At 74.3% G+C, this 14,011-nt stretch carries 10 protein-coding genes and 1 pseudogene; 5 read left to right on the top strand and 6 right to left on the bottom strand.

Features of this window, described 5'->3' with window-relative positions:
- Positions 1-16: 16 nt before the first annotated feature.
- Together KGD84_RS31300 and KGD84_RS31295 are read right to left on the bottom strand one after the other, a co-directional pair.
- Positions 17-787, bottom strand: a complete 771-nt coding sequence (locus KGD84_RS31300) for a maleate cis-trans isomerase family protein (protein WP_220563892.1) — start codon at positions 785-787, stop codon at positions 17-19.
- Positions 788-839: 52 nt separating this feature from the next.
- The gene (locus tag KGD84_RS31295) at positions 840-1,322 is read right to left on the bottom strand and encodes a DUF3830 family protein (protein WP_220563891.1); all 483 of its coding nucleotides are present in this window, start codon (positions 1,320-1,322) and stop codon (positions 840-842) included.
- Between the two features lie 302 nt (positions 1,323-1,624).
- On the opposite strand from KGD84_RS31295, the gene KGD84_RS31290 reads away from it, so the two are divergent.
- The 3 genes from KGD84_RS31290 to KGD84_RS31280 all read left to right on the top strand — a co-directional run bounded on the left by KGD84_RS31290 (position 1,625) and on the right by KGD84_RS31280 (position 5,003).
- Positions 1,625-2,650, top strand: a complete 1,026-nt coding sequence (locus KGD84_RS31290; RefSeq protein WP_220563890.1) for a D-2-hydroxyacid dehydrogenase — start codon at positions 1,625-1,627, stop codon at positions 2,648-2,650.
- A gap of 20 nt (positions 2,651-2,670) precedes the next feature.
- Entirely contained in the window at positions 2,671-4,137 is a 1,467-nt protein-coding gene (locus KGD84_RS31285) for an amidase (RefSeq protein WP_370634623.1), read from the top strand.
- Between the two features lie 194 nt (positions 4,138-4,331).
- Entirely contained in the window at positions 4,332-5,003 is a 672-nt protein-coding gene (locus tag KGD84_RS31280; RefSeq protein WP_220565410.1) for a response regulator, read from the top strand.
- Between the two features lie 325 nt (positions 5,004-5,328).
- Here KGD84_RS31280 and KGD84_RS31275 read toward each other — a convergent pair whose 3' ends face one another.
- Positions 5,329-7,077 (bottom strand): sensor histidine kinase, encoded by a 1,749-nt coding sequence (locus tag KGD84_RS31275; RefSeq protein ID WP_220563889.1) that lies wholly within the window; start codon positions 7,075-7,077, stop codon positions 5,329-5,331.
- 325 nt (positions 7,078-7,402) lie between these two features.
- Here KGD84_RS31275 and KGD84_RS31270 point away from each other — a divergent pair, with 325 nt between their 5' ends.
- Both KGD84_RS31270 and KGD84_RS31265 read left to right on the top strand, forming a co-directional pair.
- Positions 7,403-8,206, top strand: a complete 804-nt coding sequence (locus tag KGD84_RS31270; RefSeq protein WP_220563888.1) for a hypothetical protein — start codon at positions 7,403-7,405, stop codon at positions 8,204-8,206.
- Between the two features lie 268 nt (positions 8,207-8,474).
- Entirely contained in the window at positions 8,475-9,539 is a 1,065-nt protein-coding gene (locus KGD84_RS31265; protein WP_220563887.1) for a hypothetical protein, read from the top strand.
- Between the two features lie 211 nt (positions 9,540-9,750).
- On the opposite strand, the pseudogene KGD84_RS33750 reads toward KGD84_RS31265, so the two are convergent.
- The 3 genes and pseudogenes from KGD84_RS33750 to KGD84_RS31250 form a co-directional block, all read right to left on the bottom strand.
- Positions 9,751-11,160 (bottom strand): annotated as a pseudogene (locus KGD84_RS33750) (LCP family protein); the annotation flags it as partial.
- Between the two features lie 790 nt (positions 11,161-11,950).
- Positions 11,951-12,625 (bottom strand): hypothetical protein, encoded by a 675-nt coding sequence (locus KGD84_RS31255; RefSeq protein WP_220563885.1) that lies wholly within the window; start codon positions 12,623-12,625, stop codon positions 11,951-11,953.
- Between the two features lie 188 nt (positions 12,626-12,813).
- The gene (locus KGD84_RS31250; RefSeq protein WP_220563884.1) at positions 12,814-14,004 is read right to left on the bottom strand and encodes an ROK family transcriptional regulator; all 1,191 of its coding nucleotides are present in this window, start codon (positions 14,002-14,004) and stop codon (positions 12,814-12,816) included.
- Positions 14,005-14,011 lie beyond the last annotated feature (7 nt).

The following is a 14,011-nucleotide window of genomic DNA, read 5'->3' as shown; positions in this document are numbered from 1 at the left end:
GCCTCCCGCCACGGGTTCATGCGGCGCTGGGCGCCGCGGTCTCGGCCAGGCTCTGCCCGAGAGCCACCGGGCGCCGCCCCACGGCGCGCAGCAGCGCCCACATGGTCACCTGGTTGGCCGTGACCACCGGTTTGCCCAGCTCCCTCTCCAGGGGGGCGATGATGTCGTAGGTGAGCACGTTGGTGCAGCTCACGAAGACCGCCTGCGCCTCCGGCCGGTCGGCCTCGTGGACCGCGCGGGCGATCACGTCGTACGCGACCCGCCAGATGTGCTCCAGCAGCCCCAGGCCCACGCTGGAGGTCACACCGACGCCGTGCTCCCCCAGGTAGCCCAGGAGGCGGTCGGTCACCTCGTCGACGTAGGGCGTGACGACGGCGACGCGCTCGGCGCCCAGGAGGGCCAGCGCCTCGATCAGCGCGCCGGAGGTGGTGACCGCGGCGGGCGCGCCGGCCTCGGCCATGGTCCGGCGCAGCTCCCTCTCGCCCGCGGCGCCGTGGACGAAGCTCCCGGAGGCGCACATGTAGCCGACCGCCGAGGGCTCGGGGGTGAGCAGCGCGCGGACGGCGGGCGTGACGCCCTCCGGCAGGCACAGGGCCGCCGCCTGGTCCACGGTCACCGGGACGTGGACGTAGGGCAGGCGCGTCATGTGCAGGGACACGTCGTCGGGCGTCCACCGCCACAGCTCGCGGTCGAGCGCGAAATCGTAGGGCGCCACGATCCCCACCCCGGTCTGCAGCGGGGTCGGGCGTTCGGCCGCCGGTCCGTCGAAGGGCTCCTGGACGAGCATCGGTCGCTCACCTCCTCGGTTCTTCCTGTCGTGGCCCGCCGCGCGGGTGCCGTCAGCGGTCCAGTCGTTCGTAGACGAGGCGTTCGCCGACGCTGCCGGAGCGCCAGACGTCGTCGCACGCCTTCGCCATGGCGGGGAGGTTCTCCACGACGGTGGCGAACACGTTGCCTGGCACCCACCCGACGTCCCCGTTGAGCAGCAGGTTGTTGCGGCCGTAGAAGAGGGCGAGGTCGATGACCCCGGGCAGGTGGCCGATCCCCTTGTCCTCCTTGAAGGCGCGGTCGAGCATGCCCCCGTCGAAGGAGAAGTAGACGACGTCGCCGGGGATCGGTGTGACCGTGGGGTTCTCCAGGCCGGGTTCGACCTCGGCGAACCTCGGCACCATCGTGTAGACCTCGTTGCGCGCGTACTTGGCGTGCTGGACGGCGTCGCCCTGGGGCAGCGCCTCCCACACCGCCTCGCAGGTGCGCGGCGCGTCCTGTTCGAGGAGTTCCGCGACACAGGACACCCCGCGGAGGGGCAGGGTGATGCTCATGTACCTGGGCACTGGGGTTCGGGGTCCCTTCGGTGGCGGCCGGGCGACGGGGTCGGGACCGGCGGGACGGTGTCCGGGCACCCGGGGATCCTCCGGGTTGTTGATTGTCGACAATCTTACGATCCAGGGCTCTCCCGATACAAGAAGGAGGTCGGGGCGGGATCGGGGCGTCCGGATCGTCGGAGGGGCACCGGTTTGTCGATTGTTGACAATCCCACGTCCGCTTTCTAGCGTGGCCCGTGCGGGGACCGCCGTGGGCCCCGCCAGCGTTTCCCTGACGCCGACCGGAGAGCGCGAGGCCCGTGAACAGTGCCGCCCCTTCCCCACCCGACAGCCCCCGGCTGCTGATCCTGCACGGCGACGACCTGCCGCCGGGTCGGGAGCGGATCGACGGGCACCCGGGCCTGGGCGAGGTCGTGTACGCCACCGCCGACGACTTCTCCGCCAAGCTGCCGGGCACGCACTTCCTGCTGGTCTGGGACCTGTTCTCCGAGGCCCTGGCCGCCGCCTGGCCCAAGGCCGACTCCCTGGCCCGGGTCCACGCGGCCACCGCCGGGGTCGACAACCTCATGTTCCCCGGCCTGGTCGAGTCCGACGTGGTGGTCACCAACTCGCGCGGGGTCTTCGAGCAGCCCATCGCCGAATACGTCCTGGGCCTGGTCATCGCCTTCGCCAAGGACCTCCCCCGGACCCTGGAGTACCAGCGCGAACGCCGCTGGGAGCACCGCGAGACCGAGCGGGTGGCGGGCTCGCGCGCCCTCATCGTCGGCACCGGCCCCATCGCCCGCGCCACCGCCCGCCTGCTCACCGCCGTGGGCGTGCGGGTGCGGGCCTCGGGCAGCCGCGCCCGCACCGGGGACCCCGACTTCGGCGACGTGGTGCTCTCCAGCACCGCCGAGCGCGGACCGCAGGGGGAGCCGACCCTGTTCGGCGAGCTCCCCGCGGCCGACCACGTGATCGTCGCCGCCCCGCTCACCGACGCGACCCGCGGCCTGGTCGACCGCACCTTCCTGCACCTGATGAAGCCGACCGCCCGGCTCATCAACGTGGCGCGCGGCCCCGTCGTCGACCAGTCGGACCTGGTCGTCGCCCTGGACTCCGGCGTCATCGCGGGGGCCGCGCTGGACGTGTTCGAGCGCGAGCCCCTCAAGGCCATCGACCCGTTGTGGGGACTGCCGGGCTCGGTGGTCTCCCCGCACATGGCGGGGGACGTGATCGGTTGGCGCGAGGCGCTGGTCGACCTGTTCCTGGACGAACTCTCCCGTTACCTCGACGGGCGCGAACCGCGCAACGTCGTCGACAAGCGCCGGGGCTACGTACCCGGCTGAGCCCCTACCGGGAGGCCGAAGTGACGATCCGTTCCGACTCGACCGCCGCGGCCGCATCGGCGCCCGTCGGCGCCCGGGCGCACACCGGTCCGGTGGCCGACCCGTCCGCCGCGTCCGCCGAGGACCTCCTGGCCGCCTACGCCGCCGGGGACGCCTCCCCGGTGGAGGCGGTCGAGGCGGCCCTGGCCCGCATCGACCGCACCGAACCCGTCCTCAACGCCTTCTGCCTGGTCCTGGCGGAGGAGGCCCGCGCCGCCGCCCGGGAGTCCGCGGCCCGCTGGGAGCGCGGGGAGCCCCTGGGGCCGCTCGACGGGGTGCCGGTCGCCGTCAAGGACGTCCACCTGCTGCGCGGCCACCCCACCCTCAAGGGCTCCCTGACCTCCCCGCGCTCCGGCGCCTGGGACGAGGACTCCCCGGCGGTGGCCCGGCTGCGGGAGGCCGGCGCGGTCTTCGTCGGCAAGACCACCACACCCGAGCTGGCCTGGAAGGCCGTCACCGACTCCCCGCTCACCGGGGTCACCCGCAACCCGTGGGACCCGGCGACCACACCGGGCGGGTCCAGCGGCGGCTCGGCCGCCGCGGTGGCCGCGGGCGCGGTCCCCATGGCCACCGGCACCGACGGCGGCGGCTCCATCCGCATCCCCGCCGCGTTCAGCGGGATCGTCGGGATCAAGCCCACCTGGGGGCTGGTCCCGCACTTCCCCGCCAGCCCCTTCGGCTCGCTGGCGCACACCGGGCCGATGACCCGCACCGTCGGCGACACCGCGCTCATGCTGGAGACCATGGCCCGCCCGGACCCCCGCGACTGGGCGGCGCTGGCCCCGCCGGAGCCGGGCCTGGCCGACGTGCGCCTGCGCACCGACCCCGAGGACCTGGTGCGCGGGCTGCGCGTCGCGCTCTCCCCGACCCTGGGCGGGCTCGCCGTGGACCCGGAGGTGTCGGCGGCCGTCGCGGCCGCCGCCGACACCCTGGCCGACCTGGGCGCGCACGTGACGGAGGCCGACCCCGGCCTGCCCGACGCCCGGCCGGAGTTCCACGTGCTGTGGTACTCGGGCGCGGCCAAGGCCACCGAACACGTCACCGGTGCCGACCGCGACCTGTTCGACCCGGGCCTGGCGGAGATCATCGAGGAGGGGCTGGCCTACTCGGCGCAGGACTACCTGACGGCGATGGCGCTGCGGATGGAGATGGGCGCCCGGATGGGCCGCTTCCACGCCGAGTACGACCTGCTGCTCACCCCGGCGGCGCCGTTCGGGGCGTTCGAGGCGGGGCGGGAGTGCCCGCCGGGTCTGGCGGGGGAGCGGTGGACGGTGTGGGCGGGGTTCAGCCACCCGTTCAACATGACCCAGCAGCCGGCGGCGAGCGTGCCGTGCGGGTTCACCTCGGCGGGGCTGCCGGTGGGGCTCCAGGTGGTGGGCCCCCGCCATGCCGACGCCCGGGTGCTGGCGGCCTGCCGGGCCCTGGAACTGGCGGGGGACCGCCGCTGAACGCGGCCCCGGAGGCGGGCGATCTCAGAGTTTTCGCCCGCAACTTGGGTGATATGTCCGCATACAGGACCTTTGTTGGGCGAGTTCTGTGTCATATGGCCCCCGCGCGCCCCCTCGCACGTACTACCGTCTATGCCGGAGACGTGTCCGAGGCGCGGCGACGCAGGGATGGCACAGGGATGAGGATGAGCGGCATGTCGGGCGGTGGCGGCGGGGGCGTTCACAAGCCCATCAGGGTGTTCCTGGTGGACGACCACGAGGTGGTCCGGCGCGGGGTCGCCGCGCTCCTGGAGACCGAGGACGACATGACCGTCGTCGGCGAGGCGGGCACGGCCGAACAGGCGCTGGCCCGCATCCCGGTCGTGGTCCCCGACGTCGCGGTCCTGGACGTGCGCCTGCCCGGCGGGTCCGGAGTCCAGGTGTGCCGGGAGATCCGCTCCGACCACCCCGAGATCGCCTGCCTCATGCTCACCTCGTTCGCCGACGAGGACGCCCTGTACGACGCCGTCATGGCCGGGGCCGCCGGCTACGTGCTCAAGCAGATCCACGGAGCCGACCTGGTGGGGGCCGTGCGCACCGTCGCCTCCGGCGGGTCGCTGCTCGACTCCGGCAGCACCGGGGCCATGATGGAGCGCCTGCGCGGCGCCCAGGCCGAGCCCGACCCGCTGGCCGAGCTGACCCCGCAGGAGCGCCAGATCCTCGACCTCATCGGCGAGGGCATGACCAACCGCCAGATCGGCGAGCGCCTCTACCTGGCGGAGAAGACCGTCAAGAACTACGTGTCGGCCCTGCTGTCCAAGCTCGACCTCAAGCGCCGCACCCAGGCGGCGGTTCTGGTCGCCGAGCTCCGCGGGCGCCGCTACTAGGCCGTGCTTCGGTGGGCCCCGCGGCATCGCGGCCCGCCCGTAGCCCGCCACCGCCCTCAAAGGGCGGCCTGCGGTCGCAGCCCGGCCGCCCTGCTCGGTGTCCTTCGAGGGCGGGAACCCCCGGCCCCGCGTCGACATCCCCGCCCGTCGAGCGGCGGAAGGTCCTCAACGGACGGCCTGCGGCCACGGGCTTCTCGCGAAGACGCCTCCTCCGGGCCTCCGGAACCCCGCCGGGCGCCTCACGCGCCCCCGGCGGCACAGGAGGGCGTTCGAAGAACAGGGCTTGGTCCCGCCGACGCAGTGCGGCCCGGCCCGACGGCGCGCCTCACTGGAAGGTGTCGAACGGCGGCGTCCCGTCGTCGGGCACCGGCACCTTCCAGGTGAGCACCGTGCCGCCGGTCCGCGCACGCCGCGCGGAGAACCCGCCGCCCAGGGCCCGGGCCCGGTCGTCCATGTTGCGCAGCCCGCTGCGCCGCCCCTCCTCGGGCAGGCCCACGCCGTTGTCGGTGACGGTCAGCGTCAGGGTGGTGGGCCGACCGGTCGTCGCCGTCTCCTCCACCGCCACCGACACGTGCACCTCCGAGGCGCGGGCGTGCCGGGCCACGTTGCTCAGCGCCTCGCCGAGCACGGCCAGCAGCTGCTCGCCGACCTCGTCGGGGACCGAGGCGTCGATCGGGCCGTCCAGGCTCACCCCCGGGTGGCAGCCCAGGCTGTGGGCGGTGTTCTCGGCCAGCTTGAGGATGCGCCCGCGCAGCGAGGTGTCCTGGCGGCTGGGCGGGTTCTGCAGCGCGAAGATCGTCGAGCGGATCTCCCTGATGGTGGAGTCCAGCTCGTCGATGGTGCGCTGCACCCGCTCGGCCGCCTCCTGGGAGGGGATCAGCCGCATCGTGCTCATCAGCGTCATCGCCGACGCGAACAGCCGCTGGATGACCACGTCGTGCAGGTCCTTGGCGATCCGGTCGCGCTCCTCCAGCACCACCAGGCGCTCGGTGTCGTGCCGGGCCTCGGCCAGCTCCAGCGCTATGCCCGCCTGGACGGAGAACGAGTGCAGCATCCGCCGGATCGCCGAGGGGAACGGCGCCCGCTCCGACAGCTTGCCCAGCAGCAGCACGCCCCGGGTGTTGCCCGGGGTGCCCAGCGGCACCAGCAGCCCCGGGCCGTAGCCGCGGTGGGTGAGCATCGGGCAGTTGGCCTGGCCCAGGTCGGGGATGCCCATCGGCTCGCCCGACTCGTACACCTGGCCGCAGACCGAGTCGTGGATCTCCACCGGGGTGCCCAGGATCTCCTGCGCGACGGGGCCGTCCGCTATCTCGGCGAACAGGTGTCCCCGGGCGCGCGGGTCCGGGAGCAGCACCACCGCGGTGTCGGCGCCGCCGATCTCGCGGGCCTGCCCGGCCAGGTAGGCCAGGACGTCGTCGGCGGTCGCACCCGACAGCAGCCGCGTGGTGATCTCGGTGGAGGCGGCCAGCCAGCGTTCGCGCAGCCGCGCCTCCTCGTACAGGCGCGCGTTCTCGATGGCGACCCCGGCGGCCGTGGCCAGGGCGGTCACCACCGCCTCGTCCTCCTCGTCGAACTCGCCGCCGTCGGACTTCTCGGTGAGGTAGAGGTTGCCGAACACCTCGTCGCGCACCTGGATCGGCACCCCGAGGAAGGTGGTCATCTGCGGGTGCCCCTCGGGGAACCCGCCGAAGTCGGGGTGGTCGCGCAGGTCCGCCAGCCGCAGCGCGGTGCGCCCGAACAGCGGGGCCGACAGGACCCCCTTGCCGTGCGGGAACCGGGAGATGCGTTCGGCCTGCTCGCGGGTGACCCCCACGGGGATGAACTCGCTGAAGCCGCCGTCCTCGTCGACGACCCCCAGGCCGGCGTACCGGGCGCCGACCAGCTGGGCGGCCATCTCGGTGAGCCTGCGCAGCACGGTCGCCAGGTCGAGGTCGCCCCCGATGGTCAGCACCGCCTGGAGCAGGGAACGCGTCCGGGCCTGGTCGGACATGCCGTGGCGCAGGCCGGGCACGTCGGTGAGGAGGTCTTCGAGGGAGTCGGGGAACAGCCGGGGGCTCTGGGGGAGCTCGGTCATGTGTCGGTCAACCTCCGCAGAGCCGGTCGGGCGGTCTCGCAATGCGCGCTTTTCCTCGGGCCTATATAGGTGAATTGTCGTTGTTTTTTTCCGGATTTGCTACATCTGCGGGAGGAGAGGGGATCCCACCTGGGCGGGAATTCTCGCGGAAACGCTCCGTGGTCTCTCCGTTGCATGCTAACGTCGCTCTCGTTCGGCGCAGGGGCGATCGCGATGATCCCCGCGCCACACCCCTGATCGGCCCCGCCCTGCGCGGCGCCTCCCGCACCGGCGGCCCCGCCCCGGTCGCGGCCGAACCCCCCGGTCCACGGCGGAAGGAACCCCGGTGTCCACAGTCCACGGTAATGCGAGCGCCGACGGCGCCCGTACCGCCGTGTGCTCCGCACCGGTCCGCCGCGCACTGATGCTCGCCGCCCTCGTGGCCGGCGCGCTGTGCGCCCTGTGGCTGGCCGGGGCCGCCCCGGCCGGGGCGGCGGAGAAGCCGGGCGCCGACATCGCGGTGCCCGCCGGGACGCTCGACCCCGACGCCGCGGTCACCGACCTGGGCGCGCCTCTGGCCGACACCGTCGCGACCGTGGGCACCGGCGTCGACCGGGCCCGCCAGGCGCTGGAGGAGCCCGCCGCCGAGCAGGCCCCCACCGCCCCCGAGGACGTGGCCCGCCACCTCGACGAGACCGTGCGGCAGGTCGTCACCGCCCCCGTGGTGGAGGCGGCACCGCTGCCCGAGCCGTCCGAGACCGTTCTGCCCGAGCCCGCCCGGGGCACCGAGCGGCCCCGCGAGGACGCCCCGCGCCAGCGGGACGCCGCCGAGGCCGCTCCGGCGGAGCCCGCCGTGTCCGTGACGGGCACTCCGGCGGTCGCCCCGGCCGCGGCGGAGCGTTCCGCCGCCGAAGCGGGGTCCGCCGCCGACACCGAGACCGCGGTCGCCCCGGCGCCCACGGCCTCGGGCACCACCGCCTCCCCGACGGCCCCCTCGGGGTCCGCCGCCCAGGGAGGCGCGCTCATCGCGGGCTACCTGTCCGCCCCCGGGGCCCCGTCCCCGGCGCCCGGCCTGTTCGAGGCCGCCCGGCACGTCCTGCGCTCGGTTCCGGCCGAGGACGCCGACGAGCCCACCTTCTCGCCCGACTAGCGCGGCATTCCCGGTCGCACGCCGACCGCTCTCCTGGCACACCCTTCCCAGCGGCGGAACGCCCCGTTCCCGTACTCGCGAGTGATCGCTTCCGCACCCTCTGGGAGTTGATGTGAGCCGCGCGCCCGAACGCGCGGTTCACATCAGCCGACGGCCCGCCAGGTCGCCCGCTGAGAAACCGAGCACCTCCCTCCTGGCCAGGGGAGTGGCTCACCGATCGAGAGACAGACCACGCGCCGCGCAACGCGGCCACCCCGGAAGGACTCCCATGAACACCACCGCCCGCACTTCAGCCAAGACCCTGCTCGTGGCAGCCGGCGCGGCGGGATTCATCGCCTTCGGCTACGGGTTCTCCTGGGCCGACACCCTCGGCGGTGTGACCGACGGCCTCCCCCTGAACGACCTGGGCGGTCAGGTGCCCGCGACCCTCACCGAGGGCATCGGCTCCCCGGTCGGCGACCTGGCCAGCGTGCAGCCCGGCACGATCTCCGCGACCCCCGACGTGCAGCACAACTCCGCCCCCACCGGCGGGCTCACCGACGGCCTGCCCGTCGAGGCCCCGCTGGACCTGGACGGCAACAGCACCGACGTGGGCCTGGACACGCTCACCGGCGCCCTGCCGGTGGACGCCCCGACCGTCCCGCAGAACGGCGCCCTCGACCCGGTCACCGGAGCCGTCGGCGGGCTGGGCCTGCTGGACGCGGTCGGCCTGGGCACCGGCGGCACCCTGCCGCTGAGCCACTCCGCGCAGAGCCCGCTGCCCCTGGAGGAGACGGTCGCGCAGGTCGAGGGCGCCGTGACCGAGCTGGGGGCCCACGAGGCCGCCGCCGGGCTGACCGAGCTGGACGCGGCCTCCCTCGGCGAGGCCGTCCCCATGAACGGCCCGGTGATGCCGGTCAACGGACAGAACACCGACATCAGCGGCGGTGCCGCGGGCGTCGTCTCCGACCTGGTGCTGGGTGAGTCCGCCACCACCCTGCCGCAGACCGCGCCGGTGGACTCCCTGCCCGAGCTGCCCGAAGCGCCGGTGACCCTGCCCGCCGAGGACCTGGCCCCCCTGCCCCTGCCCGCCGACGTGGCCCGGCAGAGCGCCCCCGTCGACTCCCTGCCGGAACTGCCGGTGGACCTGCCCGCCGAGGTGCTGCCGCAGACCGCGGCCACCGACTCCCTGCCCGAGCTGCCCGAACTGCCCGTGGCCCTGCCCTCGGTCGAGGACGTGACCTCGACCCTGCCCGCCACCGACTCCGTCGGCGGCGACCTGGTCGGCGTCGACGGCCTGCCCACCGTCGGCGAGCCCACCGTGGACGGCGCCCCGATCGGCGCCCTCGCCTAAAGCCCCACCGGGAAGCGCGCCCGCAGGTCGTGGCGGGCGCGCGGCACCCGGGGCGGCGGCGGGGCCGGTCCGCGCGGCGGCACCGAAGGACTGTGGGGGTTCCTCGGCGCACGCGGCACGCGGAGGCCTCCGCCGCCCCGGGCGCACCGCGGCCCCGGACACCGACGGGTGTCCGGGGCCGCTCTCTGTTCCGTACCGGTGCGCGGCTTCCCTAGTACGCCTCCTCGCCGGTGCCGAAGCCCAGGCCGTCCGCGCACGGGTTCGAGGTGGCGTCGCGCCCCTCGCCGGGGCGGGCCGCGTGCGGTTCGGGTGACGGCGAGTCGCCGGGGGAGTCGACCGCGCTCGGCGAGGCGCCCGGCGGCTCCGCCGGGACGGCCGCCTCGTCGGCCGCCATCAGCGGCGGCAGCGGGCGGTCCTCGCGCACCGCGGTGAACAGCTCCTCGGCCCGGTCCTCGTGCCAGAGGATGCGGTTGGGGTCGAAGGGCGCCTGGTACCAGGGGACGGTGTGGAACTCGATGTCGCTCAGGTCCACGTCGGACAGCGACACCGCGATCGACAGCATCCGGTCCAGCGTCAGCCGGCTGTCGGTGGCGCTGTGCGTGGTCACCGCGGTCAGCATGCCGTGCAGTTTCCGCGGGTCGGACAGCACCTCGCCCCGCATGGCCTGGTCGGCCAGGGCTGCCATGAACATCTGCTGCCGGTCGATGCGGCCGATGTCGCCGCCGTCGCCGATCTCGTAGCGGGCGCGGACGAACGACAGCGCCTGGTCGCCGGTGAGCGTCTGCTGCCCGGCGGGGATGTCGAGCTTGGAGCGCTCGTCCTTCATCGGCTCGGGGATGCAGATGTCCACCCCGCCGATGGCGTCCACCACGTCGCGGAAGCTCATGAAGCTCAGGTGCACGAAGTGGTCGATGCGGACGTCGGTGAGCGACTCGATGGTGCGCACCACACAGGGCGGTCCACCGTGGTACATGGCGGCGTTGATCATGCCGAAGTAGCCGTGGGTGCCCTCGGCGGTCCCGTAGGGGTCGCACTGGGGCAGGTCCACCAGGGAGTCCCGGGGGAAGCTGATCACCGAGACCCGGTTGTCGGGCGAGATGTGCGCCAGCATGATCGAGTCCGAGCGCTCGCCCTCGAACTCGGTGGTGTAGGCGGTGCTGCCCTCCTCGTAGCCGTCGGAGCCCATGAAGAGGATGTTGACCGCGTCGCTGATCTTCTCGGGGCGCTCGCCCTCGTCGAGGGCCGCCTCCAGGTCGTGCTGGACCATCCCCGAACGCAGCGAGTGGTAGTAGCCGTAGGCGGTGGCGATCCCGGCGGTCAGCAGGACGGCCAGACAGGCGGCCGTCCAGACGACGACCCGCCGCAGCCTCCGGCGCCCTCCGCCCCCGGCGGCGCCCGCCCCTCCTCCGGCTCCGCCGCCGGTTCCGCCTCCGCCCGCTCCGGAGCCCGCTCCCGCGGAGTCGTCCCCGCCTGCTCCGGAGTCCGCTCCCGGGGGATCGTCCCCGTTCGTCGCGGAGGCACCGTCCGTACCGCCGGCGTCGTCGCCGTCGGCCGGATCGTCGCCCCCGTCCGTCCCGGACCCCTCCGGGTCGGCCGTCGCCTCGGCGACGGCGGGGCCCCGCCCGGGCCGCCCGCGGCGGCTCCGGCGGCCGCGACCGCGACGGCGGTCCGCGCCTGCCGGGCGGGCGGGGCGGACACGGTCGCCGGTACGGGCGCCGTGTTGATGATCAGGGGCGCGGAACGGGTCGGTGCGACGGCGTTGACCAGGGCCATCACGTCGTCGTCCTCCGGCGCGGTCGGCTCCTCGCGGCCGACGCGCTCCAGGCGGCCGGAACGGCCGATGCGCCAGGCCGGTTCGGCGCGCTGCCCGGCGGCGCCCGCGTCCTGCCCGTTCGTGTGCTCCGAACCCGTCTCGGGGCTCGGCTCCGGTGTGGTGTCCGCTCCGGTTTCGGTGGCGGCGTTCTCGTCAGCGGTCATCGTGCAATCTCGGTGAGTTCGGACGGCGGGACGTGCCAACGGTCGGACACCGACCCGGAGGAACGGGTCACGGGTCCGTGTTCGTGGGACGGCGGAGGTCGCGCGCGGTGTGGATACGGGAAGCCGTGGGGCGGGGCGTCGTGGCGTGCGGCGTCCCGGGGGGACGGGGGTGTGCGGCACGGAGGGCACGGACGACGGGGGATCCCGCGTGTGGTGGAGATCCTAGGTGAAGTTCCCGCGGAGTGCGCGCTCGACATGTCCGAGCACGGGGCTGGTGACCACAATTGCGCCGCACAATTCCTTCGCCGGTGTGCGCCGCCGGTCGGCGCGCGCATGTCCGACTTTCTCACCGGTGCCCGTAAAAAACACTTCTGACCCGCCGCCCTGACCAAGCCTTGGTCCGGGGCGACGGGCCACCAGGGTTTCCGTCGGGGTCAGTCGTCCCAGAAGGCGCTGTCCTCCTTGGCGGGCGCCTCCTCCGTCTTGGCCCCGGCCTTGGCGGTGCTCCGCCCCGTCGCCTTGGTGGTCTTGCGCGCCGCGGTCCCGCCGGAGGCCTTGCTCCCGGTGTGCCGGGGCCGTGCGGTGACCTGGCTCTTGGTGATGGGCTCGGCCGGGGCGGCCGGCGGGCGCGGCTTGTCCCCGGAGCGGATGCTCAGCGCCTCCTCCTCCACGCGGAGCATCTGCTTGACCTCGCCGGGCACCTCCGGCAGCCGCTCCGAACGCAGGTGGGCGCCGAGCACCTCCAGGGCGTGCTCGCACAGCAGGCGGCGGGCGCGGTCGGCCCTGACCCCGCTCAGCTCCTCGAGCTCGGGCATCGCCCGCTCGCGCAGCAGCCGCAGCACGGCGGCCAGCCGCTCGCGGGTCTTGCGGTCGGTCATCGACATGACCGTGATCTCGGCCTCCGTCAGGAAGCCGTCGGCGGAGTCGGCGGAGTCGCGCTCGCCGATGAACACGCTGGTGAGCCTGCGGGCCGAGGCCCGGGACGCCTCGCGGACGTCGTTCCGGCGCAGCAGACGGGCCTGGAGGCCGGTCACGGCGACGCTGGCGGCCAGGCTGATCGCGGCGCCGATCAGGATCAGGACGATCGGGTTCTCTAGGGCGTCTGGCACGGTTCGGATGACCTTTCCGGGCGGGGGTCCGCACGGTGGGAGCCGGGGGGTGTGCGGGGCGGGGGTCAGGTGGTGGGTGACTATTCGGTACGAAGGGGGTGCTTGTCAAGTGCGCCGAGGGCACGCGACGCGCCCGCGACGGCGTCGTCGCAGGTGGTTCGGGAGGGTTGTTCCCCCTTGTAGGAGATCTATCCGGCGAGGTACTTGTTCACGGCCTCGGGGGACAGGATCTCCTCGGCGACCATGGCGGCGCAGCCGCGCACGCCCGCCTCGTCCCACAGGGTGCTGGCCACCACCCGCAGCTGCCGGGTGGCCAGCGCGGTGCACCGCTGGAACACCATCTCGCGCACGCCCGCGACCAGGTGGTCGTAGGCCTCGGACAGGTCGCCGCCGAGCACGACGACCTCGGGGTTGAGCAGGTTGACGGCACCGGCCAGGGCCTCGCCCAGCCGCCGCCCGGCCCCGCGGACGAGGGTGACGGCGACGGGGTCCCCGGCGGCCGCCAGGGCCACCAGCTCCTTGAGCCCGGAGACCTCCCGGCCCTCCTCCGCGGCGAGTTCGAGCAGCCGGGGCCCGCCCGCGACGGCCTCCAGGCAGTCGGTGTTGCCGCACCGGCAGGGCAGCCCCTGCCCGTCGCGCACGGGGATGTGGCCGATCTCCCCGGCCGCCCCGAGGGACCCGCGCAGCAGCCTGCCGCCGGAGATCAGCCCGGCCCCGATGCCGGTGGACACCTTGACGAACACCATGTCGGAGGGGTGCCCGTGCCCGCCCGCCAGGTGCTCGCCCAGGGCCATCACGTTCACGTCGTTGTCGACCATGACGGGGACGGGGAAGCGCTCGGAGATCAGCGGGGCCAGCGGTACGCCCGCCCACTTCCCGAGCAGGGGGCGGTCGTCGGCGCGGCCGGCGTGGAACTCGACGGTGCCGGGCAGGCCGATGCCCGCGCCGCGTACCTCGCGGGGGTCGCGGCCCAGGGAGGTGAGCTGGTCGGCCCAGGTCTCGAGCAGCCAGGGGACGGTGGTCTCGGGGCCGGAGGCGATGTCGGGGGAGCCGGGGGTGCGCACGAGGATCTCACCGGCCAGGTCGCAGACGGCGGCCTGGCTGCGCGCCATGCCCAGCGCGGCGGTGAGCAGGAGCCCGCTGTCGGCGTTGAACTCCAGCAGCGACGGGGGGCGTCCGCCGGTGGAGGCGGTGCCGCTGCCCTCGACGACCAGGCCGCTGTCGATGAGCTCGGTCAGGCGCAGGGCCACGGAGGGGCGGGAGAGCCCGGTCGCGCGGGAGAGTTCGGACCGGTTGGTCGCCGCACCGGTGCGGATGAGCTCCAGGATGTGGCCGCTCGTGGTGGCAGCGGAGGACAGGCGTCCCGGGGTTCTGGCCATATCTCAT

Source organism: Nocardiopsis changdeensis (genome assembly GCF_018316655.1).
Taxonomy (GTDB): Bacteria; Actinomycetota; Actinomycetes; order Streptosporangiales; family Streptosporangiaceae; genus Nocardiopsis; species Nocardiopsis changdeensis.
This window is presented reverse-complemented; position numbering and strand designations above follow the sequence as displayed.

Bases quoted from the DNA above. Each gene is read 5' to 3' on its own strand.
- KGD84_RS31300 (WP_220563892.1), bottom strand. From the start codon at position 787: ATGCTCGTCCAGGAGCCCTTCGACGGACCGGCGGCCGAACGCCCGACC.
- KGD84_RS31295 (WP_220563891.1), bottom strand. From the start codon at position 1,322: ATGAGCATCACCCTGCCCCTCCGCGGGGTGTCCTGTGTCGCGGAACTC.
- KGD84_RS31280 (WP_220565410.1), top strand. From the start codon at position 4,332: ATGTCGGGCGGTGGCGGCGGGGGCGTTCACAAGCCCATCAGGGTGTTC.
- KGD84_RS31275 (WP_220563889.1), bottom strand. From the start codon at position 7,077: ATGACCGAGCTCCCCCAGAGCCCCCGGCTGTTCCCCGACTCCCTCGAA.
- KGD84_RS31265 (WP_220563887.1), top strand. From the start codon at position 8,475: ATGAACACCACCGCCCGCACTTCAGCCAAGACCCTGCTCGTGGCAGCC.
- KGD84_RS31250 (WP_220563884.1), bottom strand. From the start codon at position 14,004: ATGGCCAGAACCCCGGGACGCCTGTCCTCCGCTGCCACCACGAGCGGC.